Consider the following 16,505-nt stretch of genomic DNA (forward strand, 5'->3'; position numbering starts at 1 on the left):
CTCAACGGGGTCCACCCTATCCAGCCGGGGGCATGACGAAGGGCCCCGTCCGGTGATCGGACGGGGCCTTCGTGTGGCGTGGCGAAGCAGTGATCAGTGGTGGCCGTGGCCGCTCGTGATCTCCCGGTACTCCTCGGCGGTGGGCTTCGGGATCTGGGCGCCCTCGCCGTAGTAGGCGTCGCTGAGCTTGGCGCGCAGCTTCTCGGAACCCTTCACCTTGCGCTCGACACCGTTCTCGTCGACCGTCGGGCCGATCTCGGCCGGCTGGTACTGCTCGTGCGCCGTGAGCGTGTACATCTGCTCCTGGCTGAGCGGCTCGTGCACCTCGATGAACTCACCGTGCGGCAGGCGCTTGATGATGCCCGACTCGCGGCCGTGCAGCACCTTCTCCTTGTCCCGGCGCTGCAGCCCGAGGCAGATGCGCTTGGTGACGATGAAGGCGAGGACCGGTCCGACGAAGAATCCGATCCGGACGAACCAGGTCACCGCGTTGATCGACAGATGGAAGTGCGTGGCGACGATGTCGTTGCCACCGCCGATCAGCATGATGATGTAGCCGGTGACCCACGCGACACCGACGCCGGTGCGGGTCGGGGCGTTGCGCGGCCGGTCCAGGATGTGGTGCTCGCGCTTGTCCCCGGTGACCCACGACTCGATGAACGGGTACAGGGCGATGATCCCGAGGAACACGCCGAACAGCACCAGCGGGATGAACACACCCAGGACGAGCGTGTGGCCCCAGAGGTTGATCTCCCAGCCGGGCATCGCACGGATGAGACCCTCGGCGAAGCCCATGTACCAGTCGGGCTGGGCGCCGGTCGACACCTGGTCGGGCCGGTACGGGCCGAGGACCCAGATCGGGTTGATCGTCGCGATCGCGGCGAGGGCCGAGATGACACCGAAGACCAGGAAGAAGAAGCCTCCGGCCTTGGCCATGTAGACCGGCAGCAGCGGCATGCCGACGACGTTCTTGTTGGTGCGGCCGGGACCCGCGAACTGGGTGTGCTTGTGGTAGAAGACCAGGATCAGGTGGCCGACCACGAGCCCGAGCATGATGCCCGGCAGCAGCAGGATGTGGATCGAGTAGAACCGGGCGACGAAGTCGGTGCCCGGGAACTCCCCGCCGAACAGGAACATCGAGATGTACGTGCCCACGATCGGCACGGACAGGATCGCGCCCTGCGTGAAGCGGACACCGGTGCCGGAGAGCAGGTCGTCCGGGAGCGAGTAGCCGGTGAAGCCGGTGAACATGCCCAGGACGAACAGCAGGAAGCCGAACATCCAGTTGATCTCGCGCGGCTTGCGGAACGCGCCGGTGAAGAAGACGCGCATCATGTGCACGAACATGCCGGCGAGGAAGATGATCGCCGCCCAGTGGTGGATCTGCCGGATGAGCAGACCGCCGCGGACGTCGAAGCTGATGTCCAGCGTGGAGGCGAACGCCTCCGACATCAGCTGCCCCTGGAGCGGGACGTAACTGCCGTGGTACTCCACCTCGTTCATCGACGGGTGGAAGAACAGCGTCAGGTACACACCCGTGAGGATGATGATGATGAAGCTGTAGAGGCAGATCTCACCCAGCATGAAGGACCAGTGGTCCGGGAAGATCTTGCGCATGTTGGCCTTGGCCAGGGAGTAGATCCCGAGGCGGCCGTCGGCCCAGTCGGCGACCCGCTCACCCGCGGGCGCCTTGCGGCGTGTCTGTGCAGTGCTCATCCGCGCTCCCAGAATGCAGGGCCGACGGGCTCGTCGAAGTCGCCGCGCGCCTCGAGGTAGCCCTCGTCGTTCACGCCGATGCGGAGCTGCGGCAGGGCGTGACCGGCGGGACCGAAGATCACTCGGGCACCGTCGGAGAGGTCGAAGGTGGACTGGTGGCAGGGGCAGAGCACGTGGTGCGTCTGCTGCTCGTACAGGGAGATCGGGCAACCGACGTGGGTGCAGATCTTCGAGTACGCGACGATGCCCTCGTGCGACCACTCGAGCTCGCGCTTGTCCTTGATGTCCTCCGGCTGGATCCGGACGATCATCAGGGCGGCCTTGGCGATCTCGTTCTGGAAGTCGTGGTCGTGCTCCTCCAGGCCCTCGGGCTTGGCGAAGGTCAGCGAACCGACCGCGACATCGGACGGACGCAGCGGCTCGTTCGTGTTCATGTTGACGAGCAGCTTGCCCTTGGACCACAGCGTGTGGCGGAGCTTCGTGCCGGGCAGCGGGCCGAGGTCGCGCAGCAGCACGACGCCGGAGAGCGGCACCAGCGTGAGCGCGCCGAGCATCGTGTTGCGGATCAGCTTGCGGCGGCCGAGCGCGGATTCCTTGGCGCCCTGATTGAAGTCCGCGAAGACCTTCTCGCGGACCTCGGGCGTCGCCTCGATCGGGTGCCGCTCGTCGGCGACCTCCACGTCCGACATCAGGGTGCGTGCCCAGTGGACGGCGCCCGCGCCGATGCAGAACAGCGCGATGCCGAGCGTCATGCCCAGCGCGAAGTTCAGGGCGCTGATGTGACCGAGCGGCCAGATGAAGACCGACTTGTCGACCGGGATCGCCACGAACGAGGCGATGAAGGCGACCGTGGCCAGCATCGACATCGTGAACATCAGGGCGACCGAGCGCTCCGAGCGCTTGGCGGCCCGCTCGTCGACGTCCTGGATCCGGTGCTCGTGGGGCGGCAGGCCCGGGTCGGCGAACGGGTGCTTGTCGTCCGCGACGCTCACCGCGCCGTGCCCGTGCTCGTCATGTCCTGCGGACTGCGCGGCAGGCAGGTTCTCTTCTGGAATGTCTTGGCTACTCATGACTTCTTGGCCTTTGCGGTCCGGGCGGCGACCCACACGGCGACGGCGATCAGACCGCCGAGACCGAAGATCCAGCCGAACAGGCCCTCGCTGACCGGCCCGAGGCCACCCAGTTCGAGGCCGCCGGGGCTCTCGGTCTTTTCGCTGTTGACCGCGTCGAGGTACGCGATGATGTCCTTCTTGTTCTTCTCCGACAGCGTGGTGTCGGGGAAGGACGGCATGTTCTGCGGGCCGGTCTGCATGGCCTCGTAGATGTGCTTCGGGGAGACGCCCTCGAGGGTCGGCGCGTACTTGCCGTGCGTCAGCGCGCCGCCCTTGCCGGTGAAGTTGTGGCACTGCGCGCAGTTGGTGCGGAACAGCTCACCGCCCTTGGCGATGTCGGCACCCTCGGGGCCGTACTGCTCCTCCGTCGGGACCGACGGGCCGGCGCCCAGCGAGGCGATGTACGCCGCGAGCTGGTCGATCTCGGCCTGCGAGTAGATGTTCTTCTTCTCCGGGACCTGGGGACCCTGGGAGGTGGCGGCCGGCATACGGCCCGTGGCCACCTGGAAGTCGACGGCCGCGGCGCCCACACCCACCAGGCTCGGCCCGTCGGAGGTGCCCTGACCGCCGGTGCCGTGGCAACTGGCGCAGCCGACGGCGTAGAGCTTCTTGCCCTCCTCGATGGTGAGGGACTGGGCGGTTTCGTCGGCCTGTGCCTTGTCCGCGGGTGCGAACACGGCGTACAGCCCCCCGGTGCATGCCAGCGCGAGGAGTAGGACGACGAGCGCCGCCAACGGGTGGCGTCGTCGTGCGGAGAGCTTTTTCACGGATTACCCCGGTGTCAGGATCTTCTGCGTCGATGCTTCTGGGATGCGCGCTTCGTCGAGCACGCGCGGATGCGGGCCCTGCTACTTGATCATGTAGATCGTGGCGAAGAGACCGATCCAGACGACATCGACGAAGTGCCAGTAGTAGGACACGACGATCGCGGCCGTCGCCTGCTCGTGGGTGAACCTACTGGCCGCGTAGGTCCGGCCCAGGACCAGCAGGAAGGCGATGAGACCGCCCGTCACATGCAGGCCGTGGAAGCCGGTGGTCAGGTAGAACACCGAGCCGTACGGGTCGGAGGACAGGGACAGGCCCGCGTCCTTGACCAGCTCCGTGTACTCGAAGACCTGACCGCCGATGAAGATCGCACCCATCACGAACGTGACGATGAACCACATCCGGAGCTTCTTCACGTCACCGCGCTCGGCGGCGAAGACGCCGAGCTGGCAGGTGAGCGAGGAGAGCACCAGGATGGTGGTGTTCGTCGCCGAGAACGGGAAGTTGAGATGGGCAGCCATCTCCTTCCAGTGATCGGGACCCGTCACCGATCGCAGGGTGAAGTACATCGCGAAGAGGGCCGCGAAGAACATCAGCTCGGAACTCAGCCAGATGATGGTTCCGACGCTGGTGAGGTTCGGCCGGTTGACCGACGGGTGCGCGTGCCCGGTTTCTACTGTCGTTGCTGTCGCCACGACCGACATTATGTCGGTCGCTTATCCCGCCCTCACTCCGGGGGGTGCCGTTCGGAGTGTCTTCGCCGGTCGTACCGGTGTTGACGTGGTGTTCAAGGGAGTAGCATCCGGCCCAACGGGCCTGTCCTTACGACGCTGACGTCACGGAGGAACAATGCAGCCGACCGCCACGGTGCTGGTCTACAGCGACGACTCCAACACCCGCGAGCAGGTGCGGCTCGCCACGGGACGGAGGCCGGCTCCGGACGTTCCCGTGGTGGAGTTCGTGGAGTGCGCGACTCCGGCCGCGGTGCTCGAACAGCTGGACCGGGGTGGGATCGACGTCTGTGTGCTGGACGGCGAGGCCGTGCCGATGGGGGGGATGGGCCTCTGCCGGCAGATCAAGGACGAGGTGTTCGACTGCCCGCCGGTGCTGCTGCTGATCGGGCGGCCCCAGGACGCCTGGCTGGCGACCTGGAGCCGGGCCGAGTCCGCGGTGACCCTGCCGGTGGAGCCGGTGGAGTTCGCTGCCGCGTTGGCTTCACTGCTGCGGGAGAGGGCGGCTTTGAACGCCTAGGGGGCGGGGCCATTCGTTCGTCGGCGGGTGCGGGTGCCCTGTGGCTTGTCGCGCAGTTCCCCGCGCCCCTCAGGTCAGACGCTCTGAGGGCGTAGACGGGCCCTGTCGGCCTCTGCGGGGCCGTCCGGGGTGCCGCCGACCAGCGCGCTGCCGGTGCGCCACTTCGCCCAGTCGAGGTTCCAGTCGCCGAAGCCGTTGCCGAAGGGGGCCATCATGTCGCCGCCGGAGTTCACGACCTTGACGATGTCGCCCTCGCGGACGGTGTCGTAGAACCAGGCGGCGTTCTCGGTGCTCATGCCGGTGCAACCGTGGCTGACGTTGGCGTAGCCCTGGGAGCCGACGGACCAGGGGGCGGCGTGGACGTACTCGCCGCTGTTGGTGACCCGGACCGAGTGGTGCACCATGAGGTCGTAGAAGTCCGAGGCGCCGATGCTGGCGCTGGTCATGCGGACGGTGCCCTCCTTGGCCAGGACGACCTTGACGCCGTTGCGGGTGTCGTAGCCGGGCATGCCCGTGGTGACCGGTATCTGCCGGACGACCTCGTCGTTCTTGTAGACGGTCATCTGGTGGGCGGCGGCGTCCGTGACGGCTATGAGCTTGTCCGCGGTGGTGAAGGTCAGCGGCTTGGCCTTGCCGCCCCACATCCGGTCGCCGATCTTGATGCCCTCCAGGTTGCTGCGGACCTGGACGGTGGCCTGGGCGGGCCAGTAGTCCTTCGGGCGGTAGTGGAGCTTCTTGTCGTCCACCCAGTGCCAGGCGCCGTCCGTGGAGGGCGCCGAGGAGACCTTGAGGGCGCGTTCCACGACGGCCCGCTGGGCCTTGTCCTTGACGGGCTGGCTCAGCTCCGCCGTGACGGGCTGGCCGACGCCGTAGGTGCCCGCCTTGGGTCCGAAGGTCACGTTCAGGCTCTTCTTGGTGGTGGGCTTGCCGGTGTCGAAGGTGACGACCTTGCGGCCGGGCGCCCCGTCCTCGTCCTCGGTGCTCACGCGGACCGTGTAGCTGGCGTTCGCGGCGAGCGGGGAGGTGCTGTGCCAACGGCTGCCGTCGGCGGCGAGTTCGCCCGCCACGTAGCGTCCTGAGGCGTCGTGGGCGGTGACGTCCGTGATGCGCCCGTCGGAGTCCTCGACGACTTCCAGGGGCTTGTCCGGGTCGGCCTTCTTACGGCCTTCCGAGGGGCCGTTGAAGGAGACCTGGTCCGCCGCGTCGTAGGGGCGGGCGGCCAGGGGGTTGCCGTCGGAGCCGCAGGCGCTGACGCCCGCGCAGAGGGCGATCACCAGCAGTGTGCAGCCGACGACGGTGCGGGGGCGGGATATCGCTGTGTGGCTCATGAGCTCACGCTAGGAAGCAGCGTCAACAGCGGCACGCCGAGCGAACCGTACGAGTGACACGCATTACGCCAAAAGCAGGGGCCCGGACGCTCCTCACGGAGTGTCCGGGCCCCTCAAGCGCTCGGCGCGTGTTACTGGGTGCGGTTCTCACCGCGGTAGTACTCGAACACCCAGCCCCAGACGCCGATCAGGATGATCGGCAGCGAGAAGTACATCAGCCACCAGCCGATCGCGATCGACAGGAAGGCGAGGGCGCCACCGATGGCCAGGGAGAGCGGCTGCCAGCTGTGCGGGCTGAAGAACCCGACCTCGCCGGCGTCGTCCGCGACGTCCGCCTCCTTGTTGTCCTGTGCGCCCACGTCGACCCGCTTGGCCGTGAAGCCGAGGTAGAAGCCGATCATGATGCACAGGCCGAAGGCCAGGAAGAGGGCCGTGGTGCCGGCCGGCTCCTTCGACCACACGCCATAGACGACCGCCATGACGAGCACGAAGACGCTCAGCCACATGAACATCTTGCCCTGGATCTTCACTTGCCGGCCTCCTTGCCGCCAGCGAGGGACTTCTCGCCGTGACCGACGTTCTCGAGCTGGTCGAGAGCAGCGATCTCCGGGTGGTGCAGGTCGAACGCCGGGGATTCGCTGCGGATCCGCGGCATGGTGATGAAGTTGTGCCGCGGCGGCGGGCAGGAGGTCGCCCACTCCAGGGAGCGGCCGTAACCCCACGGGTCGTCGACCTCGACCGGCTTGCCGTACTTGGCCGTCTTCCACACGTTGTAGAAGAACGGCAGGATCGACATGCCGAGCAGGAACGAGCTGATCGTCGAGATCGTGTTCAGCGCGGTGAAGCCGTCGGCCGCCAGGTAGTCGGCGTACCGGCGCGGCATGCCCTCGGCGCCCAGCCAGTGCTGGACCAGGAACGTGCCGTGGAAGCCGATGAACAGCGTCCAGAAGGTGATCTTGCCGAGACGCTCGTCCAGCATCTTGCCGGTCCACTTCGGCCACCAGAAGTGGAAGCCGGAGAACATCGCGAACACCACGGTGCCGAAGACGACGTAGTGGAAGTGGGCCACCACGAAGTAGGAGTCGGAGACGTGGAAGTCCATCGGCGGCGAGGCCAGGATGACGCCGGTCAGACCACCGAAGGTGAAGGTGATCAGGAAGCCCGTCGCCCAGAGCATCGGTGTCTCGAAGGACAGCGAGCCCTTCCACATCGTGCCGATCCAGTTGAAGAACTTCACACCGGTCGGTACGGCGATGAGGAACGTCATGAAGGAGAAGAACGGCAGCAGCACACCGCCGGTGACGTACATGTGGTGCGCCCACACCGTCACGGACAGGCCCGCGATCGCGATCGTCGCGCCGATCAGACCCGTGTAACCGAACATCGGCTTACGGGAGAAGACCGGGATGACCTCGGAGATGATGCCGAAGAACGGCAAGGCGATGATGTACACCTCTGGATGGCCGAAGAACCAGAAGAGGTGTTGCCACAGCAAGGCCCCGCCGTTGGCGGAGTCGAAGATGTGAGCACCGAACTTGCGGTCCGCCTCCAGGGCGAACAGGGCCGCGGCCAGGACCGGGAAGGCGAGCAGGACCAGGACACCGGTCAGCAGCACGTTCCAGGTGAAGATCGGCATGCGGAACATCGTCATGCCCGGGGCGCGCATGCAGATGATCGTGGTGATGAAGTTGACCGAGCCGAGGATCGTGCCGAAGCCGGAGAAGGCCAGACCCATGATCCACATGTCGGCGCCGATGCCCGGGGAGCGGACCGCGTCCGAGAGCGGGCTGTAGGCGAACCAGCCGAAGTCGGCCGCGCCCTGCGGGGTGAGGAAGCCGCCCACCGCGATGAGCGAGCCGAACAGGTACAGCCAGTAGGCGAACATGTTCAGCCGCGGGAACGCCACGTCCGGCGCGCCGATCTGCAGCGGCATGATCCAGTTCGCGAAGCCGGCGAACAGCGGCGTCGCGAACATCAGCAGCATGATCGTGCCGTGCATCGTGAACGCCTGGTTGAACTGCTCGTTCGACATGATCTGCAGGCCGGGCCGGGCGAGCTCGGCGCGCATGAGCAGCGCCATCACGCCGCCGATGACGAAGAACGCGAACGACGTGGCCAGGTACAGCGTGCCGATCGTCTTGTGGTCCGTCGTCGTCAGCCACTTGACCACGACACTGCCGCGGTTCTGGCGCCTGACCGGCAGCTCGTCCTGGTAGTGGGACCCTGCTGCCGCGGCACCCTGGGGTTCGTTGAGGATGCTCACAGGTTGTTCGTCTCCCGGTTCTTCTCGTGGCTCGTCTGCGCGATGCCGGCAGGAACGTAACCGTTCTGCTGCTTGTCCACGAGGTCCTTGAGGTGCTGCTCGTAGCGCTCGGGGGAGACGACCTTCACGTTGAACAGCATCCGAGAGTGGTCGACGCCGCAGAGCTCGGCGCACTTGCCCATGAAGGTGCCCTCCTTGTTGGGGGTCACCTCGAAGGCGTTGGTGTGGCCCGGGATGACGTCCTGCTTCATGAGGAACGGCACCACCCAGAAGGAGTGGATGACGTCACGCGAGGTGAGGACGAAGCGGACCGTCTTGCCCTTGGGCAGCCACAGGGTCGGGCCCGGGTTGCCCGTCTGCGGGTTCCGCGTGCCGGGGGTGCCGCAGTCGTAGACGCCGCCCGCGTTGTCCGGGAACGCCTTCTTGAAGCGGTCCGGGATGGCGTCCAGGTCCTTGGAGGTCTTGGCGTCACCGGTGGAACCCGCGACGGGCTCGATGTAGTTGAAGCACCAGCTCCACTGGAAGCCGACCACGTTGACCGTGACGTCGGGCTTCTTCTTGAGGCTGAGCAGCTCGGACTCGTCACGGGCGGTGAAGTAGAACAGCACCGAGACGATGATGAGCGGGACCACCGTGTACAGCGCCTCGATGGGCATGTTGTACCGGGTCTGCGGAGGAACTTCGACCTTGGTGCGGCTGCGCCGGTGGAAGAAAGCACTCCACAGGATCAGACCCCACACCAGCACGCCGACGGCGAGCGCAGCCGCCCAGGACCCCTGCCACAGGGAGAGGATCCGCGGAGCCTCTTCCGTGGTCGGGGTGGGCATACCAAGGCGGGGGAAGTCTTCCCAGTTGTACGAGCAACCGGTGGCTGTCGCCAAGACCAGGCCCGCGGTCAGTGCCTGCAGCAGCTTCCGCCGCATCGGGCGCCGCGGCGAGCGGTCGGAGCCGTTGGGACTCACGTAGCGCCTTCCCGAGAGTCTCGCCCGCGCGGATCGGCTGCGGCCTGGCCTTCTCGCTGGTCGGTCGCGGCCCTGCGTCGGGCAGGGGTTTGGATGTTTATGCGGACCAAACCCTAGCCGACGCCCTCCGGGGGTTCTCGGGGAGGGGTGCCTACTCACCCGGGTGGTTCGCTGAATTGGCGGCTGCGGTCCGTTTGTGGCTGTTCGCGCCCCGCGGCGGAGCCGCAGATGTCACAGCCCCGCGCCCCTGAGGTACGCCTCGCCCGGGGACGTTCTAGCGTTGCTGTGTGGCCTACTTCGATGCTGCTTCCGCTGCTCCGCTTCATCCCGTCGCCCGGCAGGCCCTGCAGGCCTCGCTCGACGAAGGGTGGGCGGATCCCGCGCGTCTGTACCGGGAAGGGCGGCGGGCCCGGGTGCTGCTGGACGCCGCGCGGGAGGCCGCCGCCGAGGCGGTGGGCTGCCGGCCGGACGAGCTGGCCTTCACCTCGTCCGGAACCCGCGCCGTGCACACGGGGATTGCCGGGGCGCTGGCCGGGCGGAGGCGGATCGGACGTCACCTGATCGTGTCCGCTGTCGAACACTCCTCTGTACTGCATTCGGCGGAGGTCCTGGAGGCGGCCGGGGGGAGCGTCACCCAGGTCGCCGTGGACCGCGGTGGCTTGGTGGACCCGGCGGCCTACGGTGACGCCCTGCGCGCGGACACCGCGCTGGCGTGCCTCCAGTCCGCCAATCACGAGGTGGGGACCGAGCAGCCGGTCGGGGCGGTGGCCGAGGTGTGCCGGGCGGCCGGGGTGCCGTTGCTGGTGGACGCGGCGCAGTCGCTCGGGTGGGGGCCGGTGGACGGGGGCTGGTCGCTGCTGACGGCCAGTGCGCACAAGTGGGGCGGGCCGTCCGGCGTCGGTCTGCTCGTGGTCCGCAAGGGCGTGCGGTTCGCGGCGCAAGGGCCGGTGGACGAGCGGGAGTCGGGGCGGGCGCCCGGCTTCGAGAACATCCCGGCGATCGTGGCGGCGGCCGCGTCGCTGCGGGCCGTGCGGGCCGAGGCGGCCGAGGAGGCCGTGCGCCTGCGGGAGCTGACGGACCGGATCCGGGCCCGGGTGCCACGGCTGGTGCCCGACGTCGAGGTCGTCGGCGACCCGGTGCGCCGGCTGCCCGGGGTCGTCACCTTCTCCTGTCTCTACGTCGACGGGGAGGCGCTGCTGCACGAGCTGGACCGGGAGGGCTTCTCGGTTTCGTCCGGATCGTCCTGCACGAGCAGCACGCTGACGCCGAGCCATGTGCTGCGGGCGATGGGCGTGCTGAGTGAGGGCAATGTGCGGGTTTCGCTGCCGTTCGGGGCGGCCGAGGAGGATGTGGAGAGGTTCCTGGCCGTCCTTCCCGGGGCCGTGTCGGCCGTGCGGGAGAAGCTGGGCGCGCCGGTCGCCTCGGAGGTGGTCCGCGAGGAGGACATCCTGGTCGTCGACTCCCTCGGCAAGCGCTGCCCGATCCCGGTGATCGAGCTGGCCAAGGTCATCGGTGATGTCCCCGTGGGCGGCCTGGTCCGGGTCCTGTCGGACGACGAGGCGGCCCGCCTGGACATCCCGGCATGGTGCGAGATGCGAAACCAGGAGTACGTGGGCGAGGAGCCGGCGGACCGAGGAACGGCGTACGTGGTCCGCCGGGCTACCTGAGTCACTCAGGGGCGCGGGGCTGTGCCGCCATGCGGCTGCCGCCGCGGGGCGCGACCAGCCCCCACGCTCCCGCGGACGGCGGATCAGCCGAGGTGCCCCCGGACCTCTTCCGCCGCCTCGTCCCCGTACGCCTTGGTGAACCGCTCCATGAAGTGCCCGCGCCGCAGCTGGTACTCCTGCGTCCCCACCGTCTCGATGACGAGGGTCGCCAGCATGCAGCCGATCTGCGCGGCCCGCTCCAGGGAGACGCCCCAGGCCAGGCCCGACATGAAGCCCGCGCGGAAGGCGTCGCCGACGCCCGTCGGGTCGGCCTTGCGCTCCTCGTCCGGCGTGCCGACCTCGATCGGGTCCTCGCCGGCCCGCTCGATGCGTACACCGCGCGCGCCCAGGGTGGTGACGCGGTGGCCGACGCGGGACAGGATCTCCTCGTCGCTCCAGCCGGTCTTGGTCTCGATGAGGCCCTTCTCGTACTCGTTGGAGAAGAGGTACGTCGCCCCGTCCAGCAGGATGCGGATCTCCTCGCCGTCCATCCGGGCGATCTGCTGGGAGAAGTCGGCGGCGAACGGGATGGACCGGGAGCGGCACTCCTCGGTGTGGCGGAGCATGGCCTCGGGGTCGTCGGCGCCGATGGAGACCAGGTCGAGGCCGCCGACGCGGTCGGCGACGGTCTTCAGCTCGATGAGGCGGGCCTCGCTCATGGCGCCGGTGTAGAAGGAGCCGATCTGGTTGTGGTCGGCGTCGGTCGTGCACACGAAACGGGCGGTGTGCAGCGTGTCGGAGATGCGGACGGAGTCGGTGTCGACGCCGTGCCGCTCCAGCCAGGCGCGGTACTCGTCGAAGTCCGCGCCCGCGGCGCCGACCAGGACCGGGCGGGTGCCGAGCTGCCCCATGCCGAACGCGATGTTCGCGGCGACGCCGCCGCGGCGGACGTCGAGCTTGTCGACCAGGAACGACAGCGAGACCGTGTGCAGCTGGTCCGCTACGAGCTGGTCGGCGAAGCGGCCGGGGAAGGTCATGAGGTGGTCGGTGGCGATGGAGCCGGTGACTGCGATGCGCACGGCGTGGATTCTCCTGAGGGAGGCGGACCTTGACAGTTCACGCTATCGGGTGGGCGGGGCCGCTCTGAAGCCATCGAAACTACCCGATAGTAGATCTTTCTCCGTGAGCTCGACCGTGCATACGGTGCCGCTATGACGAACATCAAGGTCCATGCACCCGTTCCGGTCGATCTCGAAGGCGATCTGGCATCGCTGCCCGGGGACGGGGCGCGCATGGCTCCGCACTGGGCGGTCCCCGCCCGGGCCGCCTCGCGGCCGGTCTCCCCTGCCCTGATCCACGGCGTGTCCGTACCCCCCGCGTCGGCCCGGCTGCTCGACGCCATGGAGGACTACGGGGACTGAACGGCGCACACGCGGGAACCGTGTGCTCCCCCGCTGCGTCCCATCGCTGTCCCCCGTAAAGGGGAGGCGGGATACGACCCACCAGCGGGCCCGTAGGTGACGGGCCGGGTCCCATGGGACAGCTGTGCAGCCGAAGGAGCGATGCGGTGAACACCGAGCGACCCGACAACGACGACGACGCCAGGGAAGCGGCCGGCGCCACCGCCGACGCCCCGGAGGTCGAGGAGCCGGGTACGGCGGACGCCGCAACCCCGGCGGAGGCCGGGGCGTCGGCAGAGGCCGAGGGGCCGGCCGGGGCCGAGGTGTCCACCGGGGCCGAGGTGTCGCCGGATGCCGCTGACTCGGACGAGACCTCCGAAGTCACCGAGGCCGCCGAGACCTCCGAGGTCACCAAGGCCACCGAGGCTTCTGAGGCCGCCGAGGCCTCTCACACGCCGGATGAGGACGCACCGGCCGATGGGGGCAGCGAGGGCAAGGCGGCCCCGGCAGCAGACGAGCAGGGCGCACCGGAAGCCGGGACCACGGGTCCGCCCGGGGACCGGCAGGACGAGGGCGAGCGGGAAACCGCCGCAGAAGCCGGGGGCGAGCGGAAAGCCGCCGCGGAAGCCGGGGGCGTCGAGGAAAAAGCCCGCCCCGCTGCCACCCCGGTACCGGTGGGCGACCTCCCCAGGGACGAAGACGACCTGGTCCGTCACGGCGGTGGCCGCTCCCGTACGCCCGCGATCATCGCCTCCGTCGCCGCAGCCGTGCTGCTGATCGGCGGTGGCGGGGCCTGGCTCGCCTCCAACGCGTCCAGCGGGTCGGGCGGCGGTACGACGACCGGCGCACCCGGTGGGGACGACACTCCCCCGCCGCTCGCGCTCGACGGCTACTCGGAGTCCACGGCGGGCGACGGCAACGGCATCGCGCCCGGCGAGCCCAACCCCTACGGCGCCACCTATCGGGTCGACGGCACCCTCCCCGACGGTCCCGGCAAGGCGCCGGTGTACCGGGCGCAGGGCGAGGTCACGAAGGCGGAGGTGGCCCGGCTGGCGAAGGCCCTCGGGGTCGAGGGGTCGCCGGTGGCACAGGGCGAGGCCTGGAAGATCGGGGGCCAGGACGGGTCGGGGCCCAGTCTGCAGGTGAACCGGGAGGCGCCGGGCGCCTGGACGTTCACCCGCTACGCCCCGGGCACCGACGACTGCAAGGGCACCGACACCTGCACCGCCCCGCAGCCCGGCGGCACCCCGGTGGGCGAGGACGCGGCGCAGAAGGCCGCGGCGCCGGTGCTGAAGGCCTTGGGTCAGGACGACGCGAAGGTCGACGCGAGCCAGGTCATGGGAGCCCAGCGGATGGTGAACGCCTCCCCGGAGATCGGCGGGCTGCCCACGCACGGCTGGACGACCGGGATCACGGTCGGCTCCGACGGCGAGGTCGTCGGCGGCAGCGGACAGCTGAAGACGCCGGTGAAGGGCGACACGTACCCCGTGGTCGGCGCGGAGAAGGCGCTGGAGCTGATGGAGGGGCAGCCGAAGAGCGACCACCGGATGGGCATCGGCGGCTGCGCGAGTCCCGTGCCGCTGAAGGACCGGCTGGAGCAGCCCTGCGAGCAGCCGTCGAGCGGCGCTCCTCAGCAGGACACGGTCACGGTCCAGAACGCGGTGTTCGGGCTGGCCGCGCACGTCGTGGACGGGCGGCAGGCGCTGGTGCCGTCCTGGCTGTTCGAGGTGACGGCTCCGGGCGCGAAGGACCCGTTCACGGTGACGTACCCGGCGGTGGAGCCGAAGTTCCTGGCCTCCCCCGAGCCGAGCGAGCCGAGTGACCGGCCGACCTCGGCTCCCGGGCCGCGCGAGGTGAAGGTGGACGGCTACCGGGCCGAGGGCTCGGAGCTGACGGTGACCTTCACGGGCGGGGTGTGCGCCGACTACGACGTGAAGGCGAGCGAGAAGGGCGACGAGGTGACGGTCTCCGTGACGTCGACGCCGTGGCCGGACAAGGTCTGCGTCATGATCGCCAAGCAGTTCCAGAAGACCGTCCAACTGGACGAGCCGCTCGGTGACCGGGCGGTGGTGAACACGGACGGCAAGGCGGTGCCGCTGGCCAAGGAGGGCGCGCGGCTGCCGGCTCCCCCGACGCAGGAGCGGTAGGAGCGGCACACAGCGCGAAGGCGGCGGCCCCGTCGGAGGGGGCCGCCGCCTTCGTCGTGTCCGCGGCCGCCGGAGCGGCTCGGCAGGCTCAGCTGAAGGAGTCGCCGCAGGCGCAGGAGCCCGTCGCGTTCGGGTTGTCGATCGTGAAGCCCTGCTTCTCGATGGTGTCCACGAAGTCGATCGTGGCACCGCCCAGGTACGGGGCGCTCATGCGGTCGGTGACGACCTTCACACCGTCGAAGTCCTTCTCGACGTCGCCGTCGAGGGCGCGCTCGTCGAAGAAGAGCTGGTAGCGCAGGCCCGAGCAGCCGCCGGGCTGGACGGCGACGCGCAGCGCGAGGTCCTCGCGGCCTTCCTGGTCGAGCAGCGCCTTGACCTTGGACGCGGCGGCGTCGGTCAGGATGATGCCGTCGGTGACGGTGCTGGTCTCGTCCGATACGGACATCTACATCTCTCCCGGGTTGTACGGAGACTGCTTGCCGACGGTTGCAACCGGCGGGGCCGCGGATTCATTCCGGGCCGGGCTCTCGATCCCGGCTCCTTTTCATGCTCGCACACACGCCGGGAACCGGAAAACGGCTCTTTCCGGGTCTTCCCGGGAATGAACGGTGGCTCACCGGGATTCACGTCACACCGACGCTATGGCCATCGTCAAAGTGACGTGAAGCGGTTATGATAGATAGCGTCAAATCGACGAAAAGTCGCAGAAACAGAAAGGGTGCGTGTCGTGACCACCGCCCAGACCCAGGAGCTCGACGTACAGCCGACGCCCCTCGCCCTGCTGCTCCTCGGCCGTGAGGCCGACCCGAAGAGCGAGCGCGGCGTGGAGTGTCCCGGCGACCTGCCCTCGCCGTCCGACCCGGACCTGGTGGAGCGCGCCCGCAAGGCGAAGGAGAAGCTCGGGGACAAGGTCTTCGTGCTCGGCCACCACTACCAGCGCGACGAGGTCATCCAGTTCGCCGACGTGACGGGTGACTCGTTCAAACTGGCCCGCGACGCGGCCGCCCGCCCGGAGGCCGAGTACATCGTGTTCTGCGGCGTGCACTTCATGGCGGAGTCCGCGGACATCCTGACGTCCGAGGACCAGAAGGTCGTCCTGCCCGACCTCGCCGCCGGCTGCTCGATGGCCGACATGGCGACGGCCGAGCAGGTCGCCGAGTGCTGGGACGTGCTGACCGAGGCCGGGATAGCCGAGCAGGTCGTGCCCGTCTCGTACATGAACTCCTCCGCCGACATCAAGGCGTTCACCGGCAAGCACGGGGGCACGATCTGCACCTCGTCCAACGCCAAGCGGGCCCTGGACTGGGCGTTCGAGCAGGGCGAGAAGGTGCTCTTCCTGCCCGACCAGCACCTGGGCCGCAACACCGCCGTGCGCGACATGGGCATGTCCCTGGAGGACTGCGTCCTCTACAACCCGCACAAGCCGAACGGCGGCCTGACGGCCGACGAGCTGCGCGCGGCGAAGATGATCCTGTGGCGCGGCCACTGCTCGGTGCACGGCCGCTTCAGCCTGGACTCGGTGAACGACGTGCGCGAGCGCATCCCCGGCGTGAACGTCCTGGTGCACCCCGAGTGCAAGCACGAGGTCGTGGCCGCTGCGGACTACGTCGGCTCGACGGAGTACATCATCAAGGCCCTGGAGGCCGCGCCGGCCGGCTCCAAGTGGGCCATCGGCACGGAGCTGAACCTGGTCCGTCGCCTGGCGAACCGTTTCGCGCCGGAGGGCAAGGAGATCGTCTTCCTCGACAAGACGGTCTGCTTCTGCTCGACCATGAACCGCATCGACCTCCCCCACCTGGTCTGGGCCCTGGAGTCGCTGGCCGAGGGCAACCTCGTCAACCGCATCGAGGTGGACAAGGAGACGGAGGCCTTCGCGAAGCTGGCCCTGGAGCGGATGCTGGCCCTGCCGTAACCC

The 16,505-nt window shown here is 68.8% G+C and carries 15 protein-coding genes; 5 read left to right on the top strand and 10 right to left on the bottom strand.

Going from position 1 to position 16,505, the window contains the following annotated elements; translation table 11 throughout:
• Positions 1-93: 93 nt before the first annotated feature.
• The 4 genes from qcrB to ctaE all read right to left on the bottom strand — a co-directional run bounded on the left by qcrB (position 94) and on the right by ctaE (position 4,297).
• A complete protein-coding gene (qcrB, locus tag RFN52_RS10745; protein WP_184845464.1) occupies positions 94-1,716 on the bottom strand; it encodes a cytochrome bc1 complex cytochrome b subunit in 1,623 nt (540 codons plus the stop codon).
• On the bottom strand, positions 1,713-2,786 hold the full coding sequence (gene qcrA / locus RFN52_RS10750; protein ID WP_184845466.1) for a cytochrome bc1 complex Rieske iron-sulfur subunit: 1,074 nt from the start codon (positions 2,784-2,786) through the stop codon (positions 1,713-1,715). Before qcrA ends, qcrB begins: the two co-directional genes overlap by 4 nt.
• Positions 2,783-3,595, bottom strand: coding sequence for a cytochrome bc1 complex diheme cytochrome c subunit (gene qcrC / locus RFN52_RS10755; protein ID WP_184845468.1), 813 nt, complete (start codon positions 3,593-3,595; stop codon positions 2,783-2,785). The genes qcrA and qcrC overlap by 4 nt, the downstream gene beginning before the upstream one ends.
• 81 nt (positions 3,596-3,676) lie before the next feature.
• Positions 3,677-4,297: an aa3-type cytochrome oxidase subunit III gene (ctaE, locus tag RFN52_RS10760; RefSeq protein ID WP_003989683.1), complete on the bottom strand. Its 621-nt coding sequence runs from the start codon at positions 4,295-4,297 to the stop codon at positions 3,677-3,679.
• Between the two features lie 145 nt (positions 4,298-4,442).
• Between ctaE and RFN52_RS10765 the strand changes: the two genes are divergently transcribed.
• Positions 4,443-4,844: a response regulator gene (locus RFN52_RS10765; RefSeq protein WP_184845470.1), complete on the top strand. Its 402-nt coding sequence runs from the start codon at positions 4,443-4,445 to the stop codon at positions 4,842-4,844.
• 74 nt (positions 4,845-4,918) lie between these two features.
• Here RFN52_RS10765 and RFN52_RS10770 read toward each other — a convergent pair whose 3' ends face one another.
• From RFN52_RS10770 to ctaC, 4 genes are all read right to left on the bottom strand, one after another.
• Positions 4,919-6,172, bottom strand: a complete 1,254-nt coding sequence (locus tag RFN52_RS10770) for a L,D-transpeptidase (protein ID WP_184845472.1) — start codon at positions 6,170-6,172, stop codon at positions 4,919-4,921.
• A 131-nt stretch (positions 6,173-6,303) separates the two neighbouring features.
• Positions 6,304-6,702 (bottom strand): cytochrome c oxidase subunit 4, encoded by a 399-nt coding sequence (locus tag RFN52_RS10775; RefSeq protein WP_107458433.1) that lies wholly within the window; start codon positions 6,700-6,702, stop codon positions 6,304-6,306.
• Entirely contained in the window at positions 6,699-8,435 is a 1,737-nt protein-coding gene (gene ctaD, locus RFN52_RS10780) for an aa3-type cytochrome oxidase subunit I (RefSeq protein WP_184845474.1), read from the bottom strand. The genes RFN52_RS10775 and ctaD overlap by 4 nt, the downstream gene beginning before the upstream one ends.
• On the bottom strand, positions 8,432-9,397 hold the full coding sequence (gene ctaC / locus RFN52_RS10785; RefSeq protein WP_184845476.1) for an aa3-type cytochrome oxidase subunit II: 966 nt from the start codon (positions 9,395-9,397) through the stop codon (positions 8,432-8,434). The genes ctaD and ctaC overlap by 4 nt, the downstream gene beginning before the upstream one ends.
• A 287-nt stretch (positions 9,398-9,684) precedes the next feature.
• On the opposite strand from ctaC, the gene RFN52_RS10790 reads away from it, so the two are divergent.
• The gene (locus tag RFN52_RS10790; protein WP_184845478.1) at positions 9,685-11,064 is read left to right on the top strand and encodes a cysteine desulfurase/sulfurtransferase TusA family protein; all 1,380 of its coding nucleotides are present in this window, start codon (positions 9,685-9,687) and stop codon (positions 11,062-11,064) included.
• 83 nt (positions 11,065-11,147) lie between these two features.
• Here RFN52_RS10790 and RFN52_RS10795 read toward each other — a convergent pair whose 3' ends face one another.
• Positions 11,148-12,122, bottom strand: coding sequence for a carbohydrate kinase family protein (locus tag RFN52_RS10795; protein ID WP_184845480.1), 975 nt, complete (start codon positions 12,120-12,122; stop codon positions 11,148-11,150).
• A gap of 132 nt (positions 12,123-12,254) precedes the next feature.
• On the opposite strand from RFN52_RS10795, the gene RFN52_RS10800 reads away from it, so the two are divergent.
• Both RFN52_RS10800 and RFN52_RS10805 read left to right on the top strand, forming a co-directional pair.
• Positions 12,255-12,464 (top strand): hypothetical protein, encoded by a 210-nt coding sequence (locus RFN52_RS10800; RefSeq protein WP_184845482.1) that lies wholly within the window; start codon positions 12,255-12,257, stop codon positions 12,462-12,464.
• A gap of 146 nt (positions 12,465-12,610) precedes the next feature.
• Complete coding sequence (locus RFN52_RS10805; protein ID WP_311240930.1) at positions 12,611-14,590, top strand: hypothetical protein; 1,980 nt, start codon at positions 12,611-12,613, stop codon at positions 14,588-14,590.
• Between the two features lie 88 nt (positions 14,591-14,678).
• Here RFN52_RS10805 and erpA read toward each other — a convergent pair whose 3' ends face one another.
• The gene (gene erpA / locus RFN52_RS10810; protein WP_030837535.1) at positions 14,679-15,035 is read right to left on the bottom strand and encodes an iron-sulfur cluster insertion protein ErpA; all 357 of its coding nucleotides are present in this window, start codon (positions 15,033-15,035) and stop codon (positions 14,679-14,681) included.
• Positions 15,036-15,317: 282 nt separating this feature from the next.
• On the opposite strand from erpA, the gene nadA reads away from it, so the two are divergent.
• On the top strand, positions 15,318-16,502 hold the full coding sequence (gene nadA / locus RFN52_RS10815) for a quinolinate synthase NadA (protein WP_184845484.1): 1,185 nt from the start codon (positions 15,318-15,320) through the stop codon (positions 16,500-16,502).
• Positions 16,503-16,505 lie beyond the last annotated feature (3 nt).

Origin of the sequence: Streptomyces collinus, assembly GCF_031348265.1 — a bacterium.
GTDB lineage: Bacteria > Actinomycetota > Actinomycetes > Streptomycetales > Streptomycetaceae > Streptomyces > Streptomyces collinus.